This window comes from Primorskyibacter aestuariivivens, assembly GCF_028023675.1.
Taxonomy (GTDB): Bacteria; Pseudomonadota; Alphaproteobacteria; order Rhodobacterales; family Rhodobacteraceae; genus Marinovum; species Marinovum aestuariivivens.
Map to the genome: position 1 here is coordinate 33,364 of NZ_JAQIOZ010000016.1, position 21,485 is coordinate 54,848.

At 63.1% G+C, this 21,485-nt stretch carries 16 protein-coding genes; 4 read left to right on the forward strand and 12 right to left on the reverse strand.

Features of this window, described 5'->3' with window-relative positions; all coding sequences use genetic code 11:
* Positions 1-38 precede the first annotated feature (38 nt).
* Both PGB28_RS15645 and PGB28_RS15650 read right to left on the reverse strand, forming a co-directional pair.
* Positions 39-1,406, reverse strand: coding sequence for an oligosaccharide flippase family protein (locus PGB28_RS15645; RefSeq protein WP_271422460.1), 1,368 nt, complete (start codon positions 1,404-1,406; stop codon positions 39-41).
* Positions 1,403-2,257 (reverse strand): glycosyltransferase, encoded by an 855-nt coding sequence (locus PGB28_RS15650; RefSeq protein ID WP_271422461.1) that lies wholly within the window; start codon positions 2,255-2,257, stop codon positions 1,403-1,405. The genes PGB28_RS15645 and PGB28_RS15650 overlap by 4 nt, the downstream gene beginning before the upstream one ends.
* A gap of 111 nt (positions 2,258-2,368) precedes the next feature.
* Between PGB28_RS15650 and epsE the strand changes: the two genes are divergently transcribed.
* Positions 2,369-3,574 carry an exopolysaccharide biosynthesis GT4 family glycosyltransferase EpsE gene (gene epsE, locus PGB28_RS15655; RefSeq protein WP_271422462.1) on the forward strand — a complete coding sequence of 402 codons (1,206 nt, stop codon included), beginning with the start codon at positions 2,369-2,371 and terminating at the stop codon, positions 3,572-3,574.
* Between the two features lie 4 nt (positions 3,575-3,578).
* Here the strand turns inward: epsE and PGB28_RS15660 are convergent, their stop codons facing one another.
* Positions 3,579-6,578: a calcium-binding protein gene (locus PGB28_RS15660; protein ID WP_271422463.1), complete on the reverse strand. Its 3,000-nt coding sequence runs from the start codon at positions 6,576-6,578 to the stop codon at positions 3,579-3,581.
* A 353-nt stretch (positions 6,579-6,931) separates the two neighbouring features.
* Between PGB28_RS15660 and PGB28_RS15665 the strand changes: the two genes are divergently transcribed.
* Positions 6,932-7,438, forward strand: coding sequence for a GFA family protein (locus PGB28_RS15665; protein WP_456300299.1), 507 nt, complete (start codon positions 6,932-6,934; stop codon positions 7,436-7,438).
* A gap of 152 nt (positions 7,439-7,590) precedes the next feature.
* Here PGB28_RS15665 and PGB28_RS15670 read toward each other — a convergent pair whose 3' ends face one another.
* The 3 genes from PGB28_RS15670 to PGB28_RS15680 form a co-directional block, all read right to left on the reverse strand.
* Positions 7,591-8,658, reverse strand: coding sequence for a nucleotide-binding protein (locus PGB28_RS15670; protein WP_271422465.1), 1,068 nt, complete (start codon positions 8,656-8,658; stop codon positions 7,591-7,593).
* A 237-nt stretch (positions 8,659-8,895) separates the two neighbouring features.
* Positions 8,896-9,711, reverse strand: coding sequence for a cyclase family protein (locus tag PGB28_RS15675; RefSeq protein ID WP_271422466.1), 816 nt, complete (start codon positions 9,709-9,711; stop codon positions 8,896-8,898).
* A gap of 185 nt (positions 9,712-9,896) precedes the next feature.
* On the reverse strand, positions 9,897-10,343 hold the full coding sequence (locus tag PGB28_RS15680) for a DUF302 domain-containing protein (RefSeq protein ID WP_271422467.1): 447 nt from the start codon (positions 10,341-10,343) through the stop codon (positions 9,897-9,899).
* A gap of 84 nt (positions 10,344-10,427) precedes the next feature.
* Between PGB28_RS15680 and PGB28_RS15685 the strand changes: the two genes are divergently transcribed.
* Positions 10,428-11,945 carry a winged helix-turn-helix domain-containing protein gene (locus tag PGB28_RS15685; protein WP_271422468.1) on the forward strand — a complete coding sequence of 506 codons (1,518 nt, stop codon included), beginning with the start codon at positions 10,428-10,430 and terminating at the stop codon, positions 11,943-11,945.
* Positions 11,946-11,963: 18 nt separating this feature from the next.
* Here PGB28_RS15685 and PGB28_RS15690 read toward each other — a convergent pair whose 3' ends face one another.
* From PGB28_RS15690 to PGB28_RS15710, 5 genes are read right to left on the reverse strand one after another with little or no spacing between them, the layout of a single operon-like run.
* Positions 11,964-14,057: an NAD-dependent epimerase/dehydratase family protein gene (locus PGB28_RS15690; RefSeq protein WP_271422469.1), complete on the reverse strand. Its 2,094-nt coding sequence runs from the start codon at positions 14,055-14,057 to the stop codon at positions 11,964-11,966.
* A 6-nt stretch (positions 14,058-14,063) separates the two neighbouring features.
* Complete coding sequence (locus tag PGB28_RS15695) at positions 14,064-15,035, reverse strand: glycosyltransferase (RefSeq protein ID WP_271422470.1); 972 nt, start codon at positions 15,033-15,035, stop codon at positions 14,064-14,066.
* A complete protein-coding gene (locus PGB28_RS15700; RefSeq protein WP_271422471.1) occupies positions 15,032-16,261 on the reverse strand; it encodes a glycosyltransferase family 4 protein in 1,230 nt (409 codons plus the stop codon). Before PGB28_RS15700 ends, PGB28_RS15695 begins: the two co-directional genes overlap by 4 nt.
* Positions 16,258-17,217 carry an NAD-dependent epimerase/dehydratase family protein gene (locus tag PGB28_RS15705; protein WP_271422472.1) on the reverse strand — a complete coding sequence of 320 codons (960 nt, stop codon included), beginning with the start codon at positions 17,215-17,217 and terminating at the stop codon, positions 16,258-16,260. Before PGB28_RS15705 ends, PGB28_RS15700 begins: the two co-directional genes overlap by 4 nt.
* Positions 17,181-18,302, reverse strand: a complete 1,122-nt coding sequence (locus PGB28_RS15710; RefSeq protein WP_271422473.1) for a Gfo/Idh/MocA family protein — start codon at positions 18,300-18,302, stop codon at positions 17,181-17,183. The genes PGB28_RS15705 and PGB28_RS15710 overlap by 37 nt, the downstream gene beginning before the upstream one ends.
* Before the next feature lie 232 nt (positions 18,303-18,534).
* Here PGB28_RS15710 and PGB28_RS15715 point away from each other — a divergent pair, with 232 nt between their 5' ends.
* Positions 18,535-19,290, forward strand: a complete 756-nt coding sequence (locus PGB28_RS15715) for a WecB/TagA/CpsF family glycosyltransferase (protein WP_271422474.1) — start codon at positions 18,535-18,537, stop codon at positions 19,288-19,290.
* A 261-nt stretch (positions 19,291-19,551) separates the two neighbouring features.
* On the opposite strand, the gene dxs is transcribed toward PGB28_RS15715, so the two are convergent.
* On the reverse strand, positions 19,552-21,477 hold the full coding sequence (gene dxs / locus PGB28_RS15720) for a 1-deoxy-D-xylulose-5-phosphate synthase (protein ID WP_271422475.1): 1,926 nt from the start codon (positions 21,475-21,477) through the stop codon (positions 19,552-19,554).
* Between the last annotated feature and the right edge of the window lie 8 nt (positions 21,478-21,485).

A 21,485-nucleotide genomic window follows, 5' to 3' on the forward strand; every position in this document is an offset into this window, starting at 1 on the left:
GCGCATTCCCGCATGTGGAACCAAGGGGAATGCATGCATCACCGCATCACGGATGCGCCAAGGGTCAGTATTTCCTGACCATTCACGGCAAAAGCGGCCAGCGCGATCAGCACCGCAACCCCGGCAAAAACCACGTCATGAAGCGGGTCCCAGGCCCCGGCGCGGCGTGCCAGCCACACAACCACAGGATATGCCAAAATCATGGCAATCCCTTGACCGATGAGCGCCCCAAGCAGCCCGCCCAGCATCACCCCGGTGGCCAAACCGGCCACCATAAGCACCGCGCGCGCGCTTTGCAGGACAAAGAAATCGCGGCTGTCACCTGCGGCCACGGCAGCCTGATCATAGGTCAGCCCGACGATCACCGGCAGCTGCGCGATGGCGATCATCACCGCGACGGCGCCTGCCATCTCGTAGCGCGGGTCATAGAGCAGCTCGACAAGGAACACGCCCGTGAGGGCAAAGAACGCCTGCAGCCCCATCAGCGCAACAGACACCAGAAGCCGCATCTTGCGCAGCTTGGCATAGTTTTCAGCGCTCTCCTTGGGCGGGGTTTCGCGGTAGATCGGGATCAGCAGCTTGCGCAGGATCATCAGCCCCAAAAGCAACGGGAAAGACGCGAGGAAGAAGCCGATATTGTAGACGCCAAACACGTCGATATCGAGGAACCGGCCAAGGATGAGCTTGTCCCCCTGATGGTAGAGGAACCCCACCAGCGTCGACAGGAAAATCCATTTGCCGAAATTGATCAGCTCATGCGCCGCCTGTTTCTCCCAGCGGAAGCGGTTGCGCGGCCCGGGCAGAAAAGCGGTGTTGACCCAGAACTGCACCAGTGACGAGACCAGACCGGACATCACCAGCGCCCAGACCGAATGGAACATCCACGCGAAAAGCACCGCCGTGATGATCCCCGCCAGCTGTGTGACGATGTCCAGCGCCGTGACCCGGCCCAGCATCAGGTGGCGGTTGGCGGTTTCCATCTTGGTCGGGTTGAAGCCCTGAATGACCAGCGTCAGCCCCATGACGGGCATCAGCAGCAAAAGCATCGGCTCGCCATAGACCTGCGACACCGGCCAGGCCAGCGCACAAGCGGCGAGCCAGAGGCAGACACCGCGAATGACCTGAATAGTCCAGGCGGTGTTGAGAAATTCCGGGTCGTCGCCGCGTTTGCTTTGCTGGATGGCGGGGGCCACGCCCACATCCGAAAACATCTGCAGACCTTGCATGAACACCATGGTGAGCGCCATCATCCCGAACGCCTCGGGGAACAGAAGCCGGGTCAGGATCAGGTTCGAGGCAAGGCGGATGACCTGTGACGTGCCAAACCCGCCCACGGTGAACATGGTCGAGCGCAGCGCGCGGGCAGAGAGCGATCCCCCCCGAAAACGAGCGACAATGCTGTTCATCGTCCCCGGCTCCATCCGCTGTCTCCGCCCAGCTTCGTGGCCAGCGCAACGCCTGCATAGGTGGCAAAGCCCAGCGGATCGCGCAGCGCCATGGCGGCCATCGCGCCCCGGCTCAGGCCAGGTTTGTCATCATTGCGGGCAAGGGTCGGATAACGCTCATGCACCTCGGTCACTCCAACATTCTGCCGCCGCCGCACCCGGACCAGCGCGGTCCAGCCCTCGACGATCGGCCACTCGTACATACCGGGCACCTTGTGCCGCTCCTGCGGCGTGAACTGCAAGCGCGCAAATGTGTCATCCGAGATGATATCGGGCCATTGGTCCCAGCGTGCGCGCCCCGCTGTGTTCACCGCGAAAAGCCCGCAACCGGGAACGCCCGTGGTGATGAAGGGCACCTGTCTGTAGATGCGCAGATAGGCTTGGGACAGGGGGGATTGCGGCTCGGGGATATGCAATGTGCCGCTGCCATAGGCGGCGGTGTCACGGTGCAAGGTTTCGGCCAGTTGCCCCAAAACTTCGGGGCCGACGACCACATCCGCATCCAGATAGGCCGTGACAGGCGCCGTGACCCAGCCATCCCCTGCATTCAGCGCGGCGATCTTGCTGCCCTGCATCAGTTCCAGCACCACCAGCGCCCAGCCGCGCGCCGCGAAGTCGCGGGTCAGGCCGCGCGCGATCTCTGCCGTATTGTCCGTGCAGCCATTGGCCACGACGATGATTTGCGCATGGTCCGGGCAGTGCGAGGCCAGCAACGCGCGCAGGCAGCGCGCGATCCATTCCTCTTCGTTATTGGCCGGGATCACCACGGCCAGATCGAATGCGTCGGACAAAGCAGCCTTGCCTCGCGTCATGAAAAGGGCGCAATTGCGTGTTGAATCGGGCCCGCCCGGAGCCGAAGACTATATAGATAAAAATGGCCAAACCATGATGCAGCGCAGAAAAATGCCGGATCGAGGGGTTTCATGACCCGCGTGGACAAGATCGGGTATCTCGTTCCGCAGTTTCCGGGCCAGACGCATATCTTTTTCTGGCGCGAGATCGCGGCGCTAGAGGCGCAGGGCGTGGAACCGGTGCTGTTGTCCACCCGCAAGCCCCCCGCCGGGCTGATTGCCCATGACTGGTCTGACACGGCGATGGCGCGCACCACCTATCTGGCCGATGCCTCGCCCCTGGCGCTTCTGCGCGCGCTGCCCCGGATGCCGTGGCGCGAATTGCTGCGCGAGATCCGGCGTGACGGGCGGTCAGTGTTGAAAGACGCATTGATCTGCGCGCCCGCGGCGCTGCGGCTTGTTCGGCTGTGCCGGGACCGGGGCATTTCGCATGTCCATGTGCATTCCTGCGGACGGGCCGCGATGGTGGCGGCGCTGGCGCAGGCCATGGGCGGGCCGCGCTATTCGCTGACCCTGCATGGGCCGCTGAGCGATTATGGGCGCGGGCAGCGGTTCAAATGGCGGCATACGGCCTTTGCCACGGTGATCACCCGCAAGCTCATGGCCGAGATGCAGGCCGAACTGCCCGGTGACCTGCCCCGGATGATCCTGCGCCCCATGGGGGTGGATACCGAAGTGCTGCGCCGCGATGCGCCCTATGCGCCGGTCCGGCCGGGCGAGGCGCTGCGGCTGTTTGCCTGCGGGCGGTTGAACGTGGTCAAGGGGCATCAGGACCTGATCGAAGCGGTGCGGCAGTTGCGCGATGCGGGTCATGACGTGACGCTTGAGATCGCCGGTCAGGATGATGATGGCGGGGGCGGGTACCGGTTGGTGCTGGAGCAGCTTGTCCGTGATCTTGGATTGCAGGAGCATGTCACGCTTCTGGGTGCGATTGATGCGGGGGCGGTGCGGGACAGGCTTCTGGACGCGCATGTCTTTGTGCTGGCCTCGTGGCATGAGCCGCTGGGCGTGGCCTATATGGAGGCGATCGCCTGTGGCGTGCCGACCATCGGCACCGATGCAGGCGGCGTGCCCGAGCTGATCACCGACGGGGTCGAGGGGCTGTTGGTGCCGCCCAAGGACCCGGCGGCGCTGGCGGGCGCGATCATGCGCATTGCCCGCAACCCGGAGCTTGCGCAACGGCTCAGCGCAACGGGGCGCGCGCGGATCGAGCGGGAGTATCGCGCCAGTCTGGGGGCGGAAACCATTCTGGCCGAGGCGCGCCGCGCCGCGACCTGAGCCGTCAGAGCAGTGCGTCCAAAGGCAGTTCGACATCGTCGGAAAACCGGATGATTTCGATATCCCTGAGGGTGATTTGGCCCAGCGGATAGGTTGCGATGATACGCGCGCCGTCACGGGTGAAGACATAGTCCTCGGCAATCCCCGGGAGCACCGCCGTATCCGTCCCGGGCCCGCCATTCAGGTGATCCGAGCGGCCATGGCTGATCAGCTCGTCATTGCCGCCGCCCGCGATCAGGATGTCTTCCTCGGTGGTGCCTTCGAACCGCTCAGAGCGGTCGCTGCCGTAAAGCACCACGCCATGCAGGAAGGTATCGGGCCTGCGGCTTTCCCACCAGGCGGGGCTGTCGCGGTTGAAGGCGGTGAGCGCGTCCCAGCGCGGGGTGCTGTCCTGAAGATGGCGCAGATTGCCCCAAGAGCCGAATTTGCTGGCCGGAGCCACATCTACAAAGGCGTTGAACATGGTACCGCCCGCGTCCTTCCACGCCTGCAAGAGATCGGCATAGATCGCGCCCATTTCGGGGCTGTAGTTCAGGGCGGTGTAATAGGCGGTGAGCGTTTCATCCTCGCGCCAGTCGCCGACACCGGCCACATGGGTGCCGCCCTCATACATCAGCATTTCCATGCCAAGGTTTTGCGCGACCCGCGCGTGATAGGCCCAAAGCTCGCCTACAAGTTCGCGGACCGAGCCATCGCGCAAGCGTTGGGCGACGGGGGCAAAGGTGCCTTTGAACCGGTGTTTGAGCACATACTCCCGCAGCGCCACGCGGCGCAGCCCCTCGGCCTGACCGGACTTGGTCGCGCGGTCAATGCCGCCCTGGACGATTTCCATCACCGCCGGGGCCTCTTCATCCATGCCAAGGTAATGGCCGAAATAGCCCGAGACCGCGTAGCCCCGGTAATGGTCGCGCGGCGGGGTGCCGCCCTCGGCCACGTAAAGCGGGGCGTCAAGCATCGGTTCTTCCAGCCCGGGCCAGCCAGTCTGCACGCCCAGGGTGGGCAGGAAATCGGTGTCGTTGCCGTAAACCTCTTCCCATATCTGCATCACCTGCGCACCGCGCATGCCGGCAAACTGCATCCAGGCATCATCGGGTGCACCCGCGCCCCACCGCTCGCGCGCCTGTTCCACGGCCCAGGTGGTTTGCGGAAAGACGCGGTTCCACAGCTCGTTGGAATATTCCGCGATGGGTCGCAGGCGCGGGTCCAGCGTGGCGCGCACCTGCTGGGCAAAATTCCGGACATAGGTGTCATCGGCCATATGGGGCATGTTGAACCACGGGTCCGCCCCGATCAGGTTGGCCAGCCGCACCATATGCTCGACCGGAACGCCGCGCCGCACATAGGTGAAATCATCCACCCGCGCGCGGTCGTCCCAGTTGCGTTTGGGCGAGCCATTGGTGAACATCCAGTCCATGTACCGGATCGAACGCAAATCCTTGATCAGGGTGGTGAATTCGGGGTTATAGACCACCCCGGCCTCGAAAAGCGGAAGGTGGTCTTCGCGCACAATGCGGATATTGCGGATGTAATCGCCGGTGCGCTGCGGGTCGGTTTCGCGGATCGACAGCGCCACCAGCCCGTCAGCGGGCTCGTAGACGAACCACAACCCGTTTTCGTCCCGTTGCGTGGTGCGGCCCAGCCCGACGATATCGACCTTGCCCGTGCCCTCCCATGTCACGCGGTAGCGCGCGGCCAGCGCCGTGGCCTCGGGCGGCTGTTCGGTCAGGAAATAGGTTTCGACCCGGTCCACCCCGTCCGGGATGCGCCTGAGCCAGCCTTGCGCGTCTAGAAACCCGTCTTCGGCCAGTTTTTCAAACTCGTACCCGCCCCATTGCCCGCGCAGATGGCCCAGCCAGGGGCGGGCGGTTTTCATGATGTCGACAAACGGGTGCTGGGTGGACCAGTCGGCAATGCCGTTCAGCCCCATCGCCATCGAGGGGTTGGCCAGCCCTTCGGCATTGGCCTGCGAGGCGTCGGGCAGGTCGGTCGCGGGCTGGACGGGGGCAGGTTGGACCGGGGTTGGCGCGGACGGCTGCGGTGCGGCGGCCACGTCCTCTTCCGGAGTGCTCACGGGGGCGTCGGGGGCGGGTGCCTCGGCGCGCTGTTCGGCGCGGGGCGCGGCATAGCCCTGCATCTCTTGCCAGATGAAGTCAGCGGTGGCGGGGTAATTGTCGATCAGCTTGTCACTGATGGAGGGGCTGAATTGGTCAAACCCGGCGGGGGGCGGTGCGTTATAGACCCCGGCATAGGTGATCATGGCGGCGATCAGATAGGTCGTCGCCGTACCATGCGGGGAATTGTCGAGGTACAAGTCGGTGGGCCGCAGCTCGGTCAGCGGGCCTTCGGTGATCAGCTTGGTCAGAATCGAGCCCACCGGGATCAGCCGCACATCCATGCCCGGAACGGCGGCGGCGACCGCGTTGTGATAGTCCTGATACCAGTCGTGATACTCGCCCAGCGTGTAGCGCAGGTAGCGGCGGTATTTGCGGCGGGTGGGTGGAAAGCTGTCCATCTCGGCCCAGCCTTCATAGAGGAAAACTGTGGGCCTCACCCCTTGCGCGGTGACCCAGTTGATCAGGTCCACGGTGCCGCTGAGCGGGGAACGCCCGTCGGGGTTGGCCCCTTCATAGGGCAGGTCCGGGGCGCGATACTGGATGAAATTCTCGGGGTTGATCAGCACCGTGTTGACGTCGGTGGCATCAAAGGCCTCGCGGTCGGAATGCCACAGATGGGTGACTTCCTTGAAGGACCATTGCGGCTCGGGCGGGATCTTGTCGGGAAACTGGTTGCCGAACACCCATTGCCCCGACAGTTCCAGCGACCGCCCATCGGCGCGCGCCAGCCGGTTGAGCCAATGGGGCATCGTCGTGTCATCGTCATTGGTCAGGTGGTGGATCAGCGAATTGCCCCAGACATAGGCGCGCAGCTCCTGCACGGTGTCGGCGCGGGCGACCGTGCCGATGACCAGAACCGTGATCCAAATCCAGATTTGCAAGAGCTTCATACCAGTCACCATACCCTCTGTTACGCGTCTGCGCGCGCATGCATGCCCTGCCGGAATGGCAGAATTTTGGCATAGGGTAGAGATTGGATGGAAATTGGCCAGATCAAGACCGGGGCGGGCTGTGTCTTTCGGCATGTCATTGTGTTTCGGGCGCTCCGCGCGGTTGCGCGCAACACAGGGCTGGAGACTGTTTTACAACCGATTGAAACCTGAGGTCTGCTCAGTGCCGCATTATGGCTGCTGGGAGCCCATCTTTGCCTTTGAAGAGACTGCGAAGTTATTCTGGAAAGGTGGACGCTAATTGTTTCTGCCAGTTGCCTGTGTAGAATTGAATTTTAGGCAGGGGGTTCGACATGAAAGACCGACACGAAGGGGGATGCCTGTGCGGACGCATCAGGTTCGCCGTTAGAGGGGAACCGTTGACGCTCTACAATTGCAGTTGCCGGTTCTGTCAGAAAGTCACGGCGGCTGCGGGCAACGCAATGGCGCCATTTTTCAAGGAAGACTTCGAACTGCTCTCCGGAAAGCCGGACGTCTATGAGCACCGCTCCAAGGGCAGTGGCGGAAAGATGTGGCTCAATGCCTGCCCGGTCTGCCACAGCACTATGTTCATGACGTGGGAAAATTTCTCCAAGGGCGTTGGAGTTTTCTGTGGTTCGCTCGATGATCCCAACTGGTTCAAGAGGACAGCAGAGAACTCCGTCTACATATACGCCGAAGAAGCACCCAATTGCACGGTCTTTCCGGCTGGCTATCGCGTCTACAAGGGCCACGCACATTCATTTGGAAAAGCCACCGAGGAACCTCGGGTATATCCCGTACATACGATGGTCGCAGGCGGTGAACCTAAAACCGATTGACGCTCCGGCGTTACCACGTAGATGAAAAGGCCTTCTCATGCCGGCGAAAAGCCACACGTACCAGTTGTGCCAACGCCACAGACCCCCGTGCGCCTGTGATTTCGGAGGTCCGTTTTGTCCCGCAAACCAGACGAAACGCAACCTTCATCCCGTCAATAACTGTAGGCCTGCGCATTCTCGCCCTCGGACCGGTTCAGCACCACGCCCAAAAGCGGCGTTTCCTTACCCAGCCGCCTCTCCACGTCGCGCACCTGTTGCGGCTTGGTAATCCCGCCACCGATGATCAACAGCACCCCGTCAAACAGCGGCCGCGCGGCCAGCACATCGTCATTGACCAGCGCGGGCGGCATGTCGAACAGGATGACATCCGGCGCAAGCGCCTCTTCCATCCGATCCATTACTTCGGCCGCTTCCGGCAGTTGCATGAGTTCTGACGCATAATCCTCGCGCCGCCCATTGGCGGCCACCATGACATTGTCACCGATTTTCACGTCATTCGGCCCGGCCCGGCGGAACAGCCCTTCGATGGACAGATCGCCGCGCAGGAAATCGCCCATGCTGCCCGGGTCTTTCATCCCCAGAACCTTGGCGACCGACGGGCGGCGCATGTCGAGATCCATCAGAACCGTCCGGCAATTGGCCTGCCGCGACAGCGACAGTGCGAGGTTGACCGACATGAACGTCTTGCCGCAGCCTTCGGTCGGCGATGTCACCGCAATCCGCGACCAGCCGTTTTCGCTGAGCAGGCGCAAGAGTTTCGTGCGCAGAACGTCGAATGCGGAATGCGCCGGATCCGTGCGTTCCGCCGTGATGATCCGGTTCTTTTCCAGATGTTTCAGGTCAAGCGGAAAGCTTGGAACGCGGCCCCACAGGTCCGGGGCGCTGCGATGCTGTCCGCTGCCGCCCTGCACCGCCGGAATCGGTGTCGGCGCAATCTCGGTCTGCGCCTCTGCCCGCATTGGCGCGGCATCCGGAACGGCTTTGGCCGTTTCTTTTGGTGCAATGGCGGGTGGTGCGTCCGGCCTGTCATCCACCTGTGGCTCAACCGTCTGCGGAGGCTCTCTCAGGATATCCAGCGCGGCCCGGCGAAGATCAGCGCCATCACCCGATGGCTCGGACGATGCTTGCACACCCTCCTGCACCGACTGCACCTGCGGTGCCCGGCTTTCCTCGGCCTCTGCGCGGCCTGCCCGTTTCTTTCTGCTCCAGCGTCTTTCCATTGTCCCGCCCGGTTTGGGGGTTTTTTGATGCGCATTCATGGTGCGGTTGTCCCGTAAAAATCAGGCAGAATTATGCCCGTTCCATGGGAGACTGCAGTCATGTTCGCTGTCTCACAGGCATAAGCGCCATGAGGGCAGCAGGAAACAGGTCACACGAGCCGAACGGGTTTCGTTACACCCGGATAGATCAGGCTGAGACCGCGCCGGAAACGGCCATCAGCACCGGCTCGTATTGGATCAGATCATCGCGATGATCCGCGCAGGTCCGCCTGATCCGCCGCGATGCGTGGGTGCACCAACAAAAACAGTCGCGCCCGCCTCGGGGACCTGATCGAGATTGGCAATGTTTTCAACGCCATATCGGTTCGTCGGCAACCATGCGTAATGCGTGTCAAAAGTTTGCGTGGACCCGATATCCAACGACGCGGAATCCGTTGCCAGAGCAGCAGCGCCGGTGCCCTCAAGCAGCATTTGCGCCGCTTCCACATGGAACCCGGGATAGTGACGGACATTGTCATCATCGAAACCGATGAATTTGGGTGTCGAGACATGTTTCTGCCAGCCCGAATTCATCGCGACCATTGCGCCATCCGGAATGTCGCCATTGCGACTGATCCATGCGGACAAATCATCCGGGGTGACCTGGGCTTCGATATCGGCATCGGCTTTTTCGCGAATGTCGATGACACAAAGCGGGCAAACGAGGCTTTCCACCGGGATCTCTTCGACCGATCGCCCGTCCGCAGAGAAGTGAAGGGGCGCATCGACATGTGTTCCGGTATGTTCGAAAACATTCACGTTAAAGGCATTGAAGCCGCTTTCTTCGAATTTGGCCAATTGCTCAAGGCCGATGCCCGGAGGGCCCGACCATGTCGGAAATGCCTCGTCCACGACATAGGTAAGGTCCACAATGCGCGGGGTCCCCTCTGCCAACGCCTGTTTGGCACCGACAATCCCGGCCCCTGTGACAACCGCCGCCGGTGCGGTGCTGAGGAATTGACGGCGTGACAACATGCGCGCCTTGACGCTCTCCATTACACAAATATGGCACATAGCAAATCTCCCTGTGTGAAAAGCCCGAGCGTAACACAGCTGCCATTTTGTGCCTAACGATCTTCGTGCCGTCGCGGTCCGGCAAGGCGGCAGCCTTTAGACTTGAGGCGGCCGGAGTCGCGAAACCGGGCACCGCGAGGTTCATCGTCGGGCCCGGTTTGCGATGCATCTTCATCAGTAGTTTCTCATTTTCCGGTCGCCACGGCCGAGAACCGCTCCAACGCGCCTTTCATGGCCAGAACCGCCGGATGATCCGCGGCCAGCCCATGCGACGGCGCAATGGCGGTCGGGTCATCATAGATCGCCCATGTCTGCCCATTTGCATCTTCAAAGAACAAGATGCGCAGCGGCAGGTTCAGCGCCATCGTCTGTCCCTGCTGCAAGGCCTTGGCCCCGATCTTCGGGCTGCCGAAAATCACCACGGTTGTCGGGCGAAGCGTTTCGCCGACCGAGGCTGATCCCTTGGCAAAATCCACCGTTGTAAAGACCCGCGCCCCGGCACCTTCCACCGCGTCGACCAGACGCTGAACCGATTGTGCGACACTGGCGTTGCTTGCCACGTTGATACGTTCTGCCATGGCGGTCCCGGCGGTTGTTGCTGCGATAAAGGCTAGTGTGATCATCGTTTTCATGGTTGTCTCCTTGTGTTCGACATCCCGATCTGTGGTGGGACATGCGATGTCTAGACGCCGTGCGCGCCGGATTCTGGAGGATTATTGGAGGATTGGCCGCTGGCTGAAATTGGCTCGCAGCTCTGGACATTTGACAGCTTCACGCTTGATGAAGCGGCCTGTGAGCTCAGACAGTCCGACAAACCCGTCGCGATCGAGCCGCAAAGCCTGCGCCTCCTGATCCTGCTCATCCGGCACCGGAGCCGCGTCGTGACCAAGGACGATCTGGTTGACGCAATCTGGCAGGGGCGGGCCATCAGTGACTGGGCGATTTCCGGCGCGATCAAGGCGGTTCGCGCCGCGCTTGGCGACACGGATCGGGACAAGCGGTTCATCAGGACGATACACGGGCGCGGATTTCGTTTTGTCGCCGATGTGATTTCGCAAACGCCCGAAACCGCTTCCGCGTCGAAACCCACCGTTCTGGTGCGTATTTTTCGATCCGGTGGTGATGACGCGCAGCTCGCCTATCTCGCGGACGGTCTTGCTGATGATCTGATCAGCACCCTGTCGCGCAGCGGCGCGGTCATGGTTCTGTCCTATAATACCACGCGGGCCATGGGCGACGCGGTGCCGCCCGACCTCTATGGGGTGACCCATATTATCGATGGCAGCATTCGGACCGACGGCTCACGCACCCGGATCACTGCAAACATTCTGGATCACAGCGGGCAGCGGCAGATATGGGCCGAACGCTTCGAATTGTCGTCTGACAGCCTTTTGGCAGGTCATGACCTGATCGCAGAGCGTCTGCTTGGCGTGCTTGCCCCGGACCGGTCCACGCCCACGCAAGTCCGGCGCGGCACATCGGTGTCGCAGGCCTATGACGCCTATCAAAAGGGGCGCTATGCCTATTTTCGATATGAACCAAAGGCCTTTGTCCACGCGCTTGCGCATTTCACCAGAGCCACCGAACTGGACCCGGGTTTCGCCAATGCCTATGCGCAGCAGGCCTATTGCCGCACGACGCTCTATGTCTTTGGCCTGCCAGGGAGCGACGTAACGCTTGAAGCTGCCGAGGCGCTGGCGCGCGAGGCGATCCGGCGGGACGACCGCGCGGCACTTGGATATGCGCGGCTGGGTTGGGTTCTGGGCTATCTCGGGCGGCCCGAGGAAACCATCGCCGCTTTCGATGCCGCGCTGGTCCGCGATCCCGAGAACGCCGAAGCCTTTCTGGCTTATGGCGAAACTCTCAATCGTCTGGCGCGCCCCGACGCGGCCGGTCCGCTTCTGGACACCGTGTTTGCAAAAGACAGTTTCCTGCCGCCAAGCTGGGAATTCCCCCAAGGCCACCGCCAGCTTCTGCTTGGCCAGCAGGACACCGCCATCGCGCATTTCCTCTCGGTTCTGGACCGTGTCGAGCGCTTTGTTCCGGCGCGTGTCCAACTGGTGCGGGCGCTGTCCGAAACCGGAGATGACCACGGCGCGCAGCAGACGGTTGCAAGGCTCAGGGAGATCGCCCCCAAATACAGTCTCGCCCATGCCAGACGCATGTTCCCCTATCCGGACGCACACCAGCGCGATGCGCTGATCCAATCGCTTTCGGATGCCGGATTGCGCTAGGTACGCGCGGACCGCGTCCTAGAACCCAAAGAGATTGGCCTTGGTGATTGCCTTTTCGACAAACACCCCACGATCCGTTTCCGGGGCCCAGCCCAGCACCTCCCGCGGCTTGCGATTATCAAAGGGCGACAGGTGCGCCCGGCTTTTCCAGTCCCGGAGCGAGGCACGCACCGCGCCCTTGCGGCGCAAGGCGTGTTTCTTGAGCTGGTATTTCACCGCATCCATCATCCAGAATAGATGCAGATTGCCGGGGCTCACGCGGATACGCGCGCCCATCGCCGCATGGATCGCATCGAAATAATCCCGCGCAGACATCATCGGCGGGCCGACAAGGTTGAAGCTTTCGCCCACCGCCTCCGGGTGTTCCGCCATCGCGATCAGCCCGTCACAGACATCGTCGATCAGCACGAAAGGCAGCACATTGCGCCCCTTGCCCCAGATGCGGACCGCGCCCGCCCCGTGCCAGCGCCCGATCCCCCAATGCTGCAGCGGCCCGCCCTGGCCCACCACGATCCCGGGCCGGGCAATCGTCACCGGCAGGCTGGTGTCGCGATGCATATTCATGAGCTTTCGCTCACATTCCGCCTTGGACCGGGCATAGAGGTTGCGGTCGCTCATATCCCCGGCAAATCCGGTGTCCTCGGTGATCGTGACATTCGGGTCGGACATGTCATAGGACGCTATTGTCCCGGTATAGACCAGCCGTTTCACCCCCGCCGCCTGACAGGCCTCGGCCACGCGCAGGGCCACGCCCACATCGTTCTGCAGCGCCGCCTCCCAGGTGTCATCGAGCGATTTGGCGAGGTTATAAACCACCTCGACGCCGTCCATCGCGGCGATCAGCGCGTCTTTGTCTTGCAGGGATGCACCCACCGTTTCCACCTGATCGGGCAGGTCGGCGAATGGCCCGGTCCGGCCGCGCGACAGAACCCGCACATCTGTCCCGCGCGCCACCAGCGCGCGTGTCAGATGCCGCCCGATGAAGCCCGTGCCGCCAATGACCAGCGCCTTGGGCTTTGGCTCCCGCGATTGCGCGAGGATCTCCGGCGCGGCCAGCGGCGGCAGTTTCTCCAGCGTCGCCTCCAGCGCCTCCATCACCGGCAGGGCGGTGTCGAAGCTGAACGGCTTGTCCAGCGGTTTACCATGCTCTGCCGCGTCATAAAACGCCCGCACCATGCCCTGAAAAGACAGACCATAGGCGGATTTCCGATTGAGCGACGTGAACTGACGAACGCCATTCACCACCCCTTCACGCAGGTGCTGCGCCGCCAGCCCCAACTGATGCCGGAACGGGTTCATCACGATGTCCGAGGCATTCTCGGCATGGGTGATCAGCGTGTCATTGGCGTAGTCAAACCGCGCCATCCCGGTGGAGCCGCGCAGCGTGACCGACCGGTCATCCATGATCTCGACAAGTGAGATATTGAACGCGATCTCAACCTCTCCGGCCCGCGCCAGCACGCGCCAGACCTGTGGACGCGCGCCCATCCCGGGCAGTTCCACCGGCTTGGACACATCCAGATGCACCACCTCCAGCGGGCCGAACAGGTCCACCGCAAAGGCATAAAGATGCGGGCCAAGCTCAAGCAAAAGGTTGCGGGTATCCCGCAAAAGCCAAAGCCCATAAGGCCCCGAGCGCAAAGGGGCCAGCGGGAAATGCCAGTTGATCTCGGCCTGCGCGATACGGCCCAGACGCCCCTCCTCCACCAGCCGCTTGAACCGCCGATACCCCGGCGTGCCCATGAAATTATGCCCGGCTGCCAGCACCTTGCCCGAGGCCTGCGCCGCCTCGGCCATCGCGCGGGTCTCATCAACAGTCACTGCAACCGGCTTTTCCACCAGCACATGCAGCCCGGCCTTCAGGCATTGCACGGCGAGGTCGCAATGCAGCTGGGGCGGCGTGGTGATATGCACCGCATCCACCACTTTCGCGTCCATCATCTCCTGCACATCCGTGAAGACCTGCGCGCCATGGGCGGCAGCCAGCCCCTCGGCCGCCCCGCGCGACACATCGCAGACCGCCGTGACCCGTGCCGCGCCGGTATTGCGGACCGCATCCCCATGCCATGTGGCGATATACCCCGCGCCGATGATCCCTGTCCGAAGTGTCATAAACCCTCACTTATACTCGATAATCCGCATATCCCGCCCGCGCAGCCGCCGCAGGTGAAACCGCAGCATACCGATCAGGTTGGGGAATTTGGACACTGTCAGAAACACGCCATGATGCAGCGCCTGTCCCCATGGCAGCCCGTCATTCCGCACCAGCCCCAGCGCCGAACGCAGCCAGGAGGCCAGATATGCCAGAGCCACAAACGCCGTCAGCCAGAGCGTTGTGAAAAGCCCGGTCAATGCGATGAGCGGCATCACAAGCCCCCAGACCCAGACGCGCTTGCGTTCGCGGGTGAAATAGTCGGGATGTAGCCAGCCGATCTGCGCAAAGCCATGGCCCGAGCGTTCCGCGCGCCGCCACCACTGGCCAAACCGCGTCATCGCCGCGTCATGCCGGGTCATCTCCACCGGCAGCCGCTTCAACCGCCACCCCGACTTGCGCAAGCGGCAGCACAGCTCGTCATCCTCGGCGGCGATCACCGTTGGATCAAACCCACCCGCCGCCAGATAGGCCGCCTTGCGCAGCATCATATCGCCGCCACAGGCCATGATCTCGCCCTCAGGGCGCCGCCATTCCACATGCGCCAACGCGTTATAAACGCTGGCTTCTGGCGCAATCTCGGCCCGCCATCCGGTCACCATGCCCAGCGTCTCGTCCTCAGCCAGCGCCACCTGTCCGGCGTCGATCCAGCCCGGCACAATCCCGCAATCGCCATCGATGAATTGCACGATCTCCGCCGCGCCGCCCGTGGCCTCCAGATGCAAGACCCCCTCATGCCGCGCGCGGGCCGCCGTGAAGGGCAATGATGGGTCGAGATGCACCACCTCGGCCCCCGCCGCTTCTGCCGCCGCGACGCTGCCATCACTGGACCCGCTGTCAACATAGATCACCCGGCGCACCCCCTTGGCCGAGGCCAGACAGCGCTCCAACCGCGCGCCCTCATTGCGCCCGATCAGGATCAGGTCCACCGCGCTCATGGGCGTTTACCCAAATATGAGTTTTCACTCACATAGCTTTCAAGCAAGCGCGACAGCCACGCCGCTTCCTTGCCAATGTCAAACTCCGCGCAAACCTTTTCACGCCCAGCCGCGCCCAAACGTGCGCGCAGATCCGCATCACTCAGAATCTCGCGCAACGCCTCGACCAAGGCGTCCACATCCCCCGGCGGCACCAGCCGTCCGCTCACCCCGTCCTCGACCAATTCCGGCACCCCGGCGATCCGTGTCGTCACCACCGGCCGCGCGGCCGCCATGGCCTCCATCAGCACCACCGGCACGCCTTCGGCAAAGCTGGGCAGGACCAGCGCATCGGTCTCGCGCAGCGCTTCGGCCACCTCGCTCTGACTGCGATAGCCCGCAAATTCCACCACATCCGCAAGGCCCCGCTCCGCCGCCTCGCGCTCTAGATCTGCACGCTCCGGGCCGTCGCCGATCAAGGTCACACGCAGCCCGGGCACATCCAGCCGTTCCAGCGCCTCGAACAGCACCGGCACGCCCTTGACCGCCGCCAGCCGCCCGACAAAGAGCAGATGCGGCGCGCCACTGCGCGGGGCCGGGTCATAGCGCGTGGGCTCCACCCCGCAATGCACGATATGCAGCTTGTCCCAATGCGCTCGGTCGGAAAACACCATGGCCTGCGAGCGGCAGAACTCCGAGATACAGGCGACAAACCGCGCCCGGGCGATTTTCTCGTCCAGCCGCCAATGCAGCGGCTCAAAGAAGATATCCGGCCCGTGCAGCGTGAAACTATAAGGAATGCCCGTGAGTTCCGAGGTCAGCATCGCAACCGTGCAACTGGCCTTGGCGATATGGTTGTGCAGATGGGTGACGCCGTGGCGCTCCAGATGTTCGGCCAGCATCAGCGCCTCGGCGAAATAGAACATCTGCCAGAGCCACCCCTTGATCCCCTTTGGAGCAGTCCGCCACGCCAGCGCAAAGGCGCGAAAATAGCGCGCCGGATGGCGAAAGGCGCGCAGTTTCGCACGGGTCAGGCGTAGTGGGTTCTTCGCGGCGTCGAGCACGGGAAAAGTTCGCGCCTGTTCGCTGCGTTGCTCCTCGCCCACCAGATGCTCCGCCCCGGTGCGGCGGATCGAGCAGGTCTCGATCTCCCAGCCCAGATCGCGCAGCGCGGCAACCTCGCGCTGGATGAACGTGTCCGTGGCGCGGGGGTATTCACCGGTCAGATAGGCGATTTTGCGGCTCATTGCTGCGCCTCATGCATCAGAAGCTCAAACCCATGCGCCTGCCGCACGCCCAGCACCTCTCGCATACGGGAATTGTCATAGCGGAGCGGCAGGAACCGCGCACGCAAAACGGCTGGCCGCAGCAATCCCGGGCGGCGTGGTCCCAAGGGCCGCAGCAGATGCGCCAGCGGCACCAGCCAGCGCCAGTTCAGCGGCAGCACCAGATTCGGTCCCTTAGCCAGGCAATTCAGATACCGGTCGCGATGCGGAAGGTCCTCGTCCAGCACATTGATCGGGCCGGTCGCGGGCCGCTCGGCGGCATTAGTCAACGCCTGAACGCAGGTAGAGATGTGGCAAAGCGGCAATTCCCCGCGGCTCTCCATACGGATCAGGAGAGGGCCGATCATCGGGCCGAAATGGGCATTCCACAATCGTCCGGGGCCAAACACCGCCCCGGCCCGCAAAATTGTGAGCTTATGCTCATGGTCCGCAGCCAACCGCAGAGCCAAATGTTCCTGCCCAAGCTTTCCGGCGGCATATCCGTCCCGGCGTTCCGGGCGATCCTCCAGCGGAGCCGCCTCGGTCAGCATCGCATCCGGCTCAAGCACCTCATAATCATAGACCGCGATGGACCCCAAAAGAACGATCCTGCCGCCCCGCGGCATCGACGACATGAGCGTCTCGGTCGCTTTCAGCGTGTCACGCGCATGCTCCCCGGCATCGCCACTCATCGACGCCGCGCAATGGATCACCACATCGGCCCGCGCGCAGGCGGCGGCCAACGCATCGCCCCCCTCTGCCAGATCGCAGTGCAGCACATCGACTCCATCGGGCATATCCGCAGGCCGTCGCAGAACGGCTATCACGCGATGCCCCTGGTGCAGCGCCTCATCCACCGCATGACGGCCGATATAGCCGCCCGCCCCGGTGATCAGGAGGGTCAGCGCGCCCATGGCATCGGCTCCGGTCTCTGGCATGTGGTTGTCATATCCTGCGGTCCCGTGTCGTCGCCCGCGTTCTGCATGGCCAGCGTCACCTCGGTCATGTGCAGGGCAAAATCATTGTCCAGCCGGGGTTTGCGCCCCTCTGACAGCGCGTCCAGCATCTCAACCGGACCCAGCGCGAAATTCATCGCCGCCGCACCAAAGCGGCCCACCTTGGGATGTGTGTCACCGCCGATGCGGCAGCGTTTGCCGAACGGCAATTCCATCAACCGCCGACGCAAGGTCATACGGCGATGATACCGCACCGGCGCGCCATTGTCCCAGGCCTGCTTGACCTGCAACACGCCCTTGTCCCCGATCACGCGGATGCGATGGTCATGCGGCGCGGCGATGGAACAGGTCAACCGCGCAACAACGCCGGAATGGAACAACAGAGTCGCGGTGGCGAAATCGGGTGTCGCGGCCCCCCCCGGTTTGCCCGGGATCACGTCGGCTGAAGCGGCCACGACCCGACGCACAGGGCCAAAGGCCGCGATCAACCATGTCAGGTAGTAGCCCGCATGTTCCAGTGTACAGCCGACGCGAAACTCATCCTCGGCGGGCCATGGCGCGCCGCTTTCACTGATCCACTTGTCATAGGCCGCCTGCGGGATGAACCCGTCGTCCAGTTCGGCATAGACCAGGCGGATATCGCCTGCCGTGCCGCGCCGAATCTCGCGCAGGAGCGTTTGCGCGGCTTCGCCCAGAACGGAACAGGGAGCAGATATGAGCATTAACTCGTGTTCTTGCGCCAAAGCGTACAATGCCCGCGCCTCATCCATTGTCATGGCCAGAGGTTTCTCGCACCAGACATGACGCCCGGCCTCCAGGCAGGCCTTGTTCACCTCGTAATGCGCATGCGGATTGGTGAGGTTGAGCACGATCGCGCCCTCGGGCAGTGCGGCGAGACAGGCGTCAAAGCTTTCCGCCGTCGGCACGCCCCAGTGCCGGGCAAAAGCCGCAAGCCGCGCGGCATCGCGATCAAAGACGCAGGCCACCTTTACGTTTGGGTAAAGCGCCAGCGAACGCATGTAGAGATCGGCCACAAAACCGCAACCGATGATGCCCACAGCCCTCATACCCCGCACTCCGCAAAGAGGCAGGGCCGGAGATGTGGCAACATCCGGGTCAAAGGCATGGGCGGCTCATCCTTCTTGTGCGCGTGAGACACCACGAAAACGTGGCAAATTTTCGGCATTGCAGCAGAAAACGCCGCGCTGCGGTATCCCTGCAAATGCATTTCCCGCCTTTCCCCTTATCTTCGCCGCATTCGGATGGGCAAACTGCCGCCAATCTGAAGGAGTCGTTCAGGTGAAATTCGATACCGGCGGACATACCGTCACGGTGAACATGCCCACGCGGGCCGCTTTGATGGAAGAGATCACCCAACGGTTCCGGCGTGGCGAGGGCTTTGCGCTGGCCACCGTGAACCTCGATCATCTGGTCAAGCTTCGCCAGCCCGGCCCGCTGCGCGCCGCTTATGATGCGCAGGACCTCGTGGTGGTGGATGGCAATCCGCTGGTCTGGATGTCGCGCCTGGCCGCTCAACCGGTCGAGTTGATCCCCGGTTCGGACCTTGTGGTGCCGCTGGCCCGTCTGGCGGCGGAGTGTGATGTCCCGGTGGCGTTGGTGGGCAGTACAGACGCCGCGCTGAAGGGGGCCGAGGCCGCTCTTGTCGAAAAGATCGGACCGGTCCGCGTCGCTGCACGGATCGCACCGCCGATGGGGTTCGATCCCGAAGGGCCGGGGGGCGAGGATGTTCTGATAGAGTTGCGCGAAAGCGGGGCGCGCATGGTGTTTCTGGCCCTGGGCTCCCCGAAACAGGAAATCCTTGCCGCGCGTGGACGGGTGGGCACGCCCGAGATTGGATTTGCCTCCATCGGTGCGGGTCTGGATTTTCTGGCAGGCACACAAACCCGCGCGCCGATGATCTTTCGCAAACTGGCGCTGGAATGGTTGTGGCGGATGTTGAGCAACCCAAGGCGGTTAGGACTGCGCTATGTGAAATGCATGGCGATCCTGCCCGGGCAGATGTTGGGCGCGCTGCGTCAGCGCGAGGGGCAGTAACGATTTCATTCAATGCAATCGGTCCGAAATCTTTACAAGATTTCGCGCATGGCTCTGGCCCCGGTGGCGCTTGCAATCGGGGTCTGTCGCTCATGTCAGGGGAGAAGAGGATATGACGGCGCCGTCAAAGGCAGTCGAACCTCGGCCCATTGGGCCACCCGGCAGCGGGGGCTGTCTCTGGCTCTATTGCTGTTCGGTCCCATCTGGGGACCGGTGCGCGCAGGACCGGTTATGCCGTGAAATGGTTTACGGCGGCTCACCTCAGCGTGCGCTGGACAGAACCTCGATCCCCAGCACGTCCAGCACTTTCGCTTCGATATCCGAGGCGTTGAGACCTGCGGTGGCGTACATATCGGCCGGGCTGGCCTGATCTATGAAGGTATCGGGCAGCACCATGGAACGGTATTTCAGCCCGTGGTCAAACACGCCCTCATCCGCCAGAAGCTGCGCAACGTGACTGCCGAAACCGCCCACCGCGCCCTCTTCGATGGTGATCAGCGCGTCATGCTCTGCGGCCAGTTTCAGGATCAGGTCACGGTCCAGCGGTTTGGCAAAGCGCGCATCGGCAATCGTGGGCGTGATGCCGCGCGCCTGAAGCGCTTCGGCGGCCTCCATCACTTCCTTGAGCCGCGCGCCAAAGGACAAGAGTGCCACGCCCTTGCCCTGTTGGATCAGCCGGCCCTTGCCGATCTCCAGCACCTCACCTCGCTCGGGCATCTCGACGCCCACACCTTCGCCGCGCGGATAGCGGAAGGCGATGGGTCCCTCGTCATGCGCGGCGGCGGTGGCGACCATGTGGACCAGCTCTGCCTCATCCGCGGCGGCCATGACCACCATGCCGGGCAGGTTGGCCATGAAGGCGATGTCAAACGATCCCGCATGGGTCGCACCATCGGCCCCCACCAGGCCCGCGCGGTCGATGGCGAAACGCACGGGCAGGCGCTGAATTGCCACGTCATGCACCACCTGGTCATAGCCGCGCTGCAGGAAGGTCGAGTAAATCGCGCAGAAGGGGCGCATGCCCCCGGCGGCCAGCCCTGCTGAAAACGTCACGCCATGTTGCTCGGCGATGCCCACATCGAAGCAGCGGCTGGGATAGCGCGCGTGGAACAGGTCCAGACCGGTGCCGTCCGGCATGGCGGCGGTTACGGCGCAGATGCGGCTGTCTTTCTCCGCCGCCTTGATCAGCTCCTGTCCGAACACCTTTGTATAGCTCGGCGCATTGGAGGGGGCTTTCTTTTGCTTACCGGTGACTACGTCGAATTTCGCGGTGGCGTGGCCCTTGTCATCCGCGGTTTCCGCCGGGTGATAACCTTTGCCCTTCTTGGTCAGAACATGGATCAGGATCGGGCCGGTGGCGCGCTGCTGCACGGTGCGCAGCACTGGCAGAAGCTGGTCAAGATCATGGCCGTCAATGGGGCCCACATAGGAAAAGCCCAGTTCCTCGAACAGCGTGCCGCCCACCGCCATGCCCTTGAGCATCTCCTTGGCACGTTTGGCCCCTTCGCGGAACGGTTCGGGCAGAAGGCTGACCGCGCCCTTGGCGGCGGCTTTGAAATCCTGAAACGGGGCCTCGGCATAAAGCCGGCTCAGATAGGACGAAAACGCGCCCACGGGCGGGGCAATCGACATCTCGTTGTCATTCAGGATCACGATCAGCCGCTTGTTCAGATGACCCGCGTTGTTCATCGCCTCAAAGGCCATGCCCGCACTCATCGCGCCGTCGCCGATCACCGCGATTGCATCGCCATGCCCCGTGTCACAGGCCCCGCCCAGATCACGCGCCACGGCAAAGCCCAGCGCGGCAGAGATTGAGGTGGAGCTATGGGCCGCGCCAAACGGGTCATAGGGGCTCTCCGAGCGTTTGGTGAAACCTGACAGCCCGTCTTTCATGCGCAAGGTGCGGATGCGGTCCCGCCGCCCGGTGAGGATCTTGTGCGGATAGCATTGGTGCGAGACATCCCAGATGATCTTGTCGCGCGGCGCGTCAAAGACCGCATGCAGCGCCACGGTCAGTTCCACCACGCCCAGCCCCGCGCCAAGATGGCCGCCGGTCTCGGACACCGCGCTGATGGTTTCTTCGCGCAGCTCATGGGCCACGCGCACCAGTTCCGCATCAGAAAACTGTTTCAGGTCGGCGGGGGACTGGACACGGTCCAGAAGCGGGGTCTTTGGGCGGTCGGACATGCGCGCCT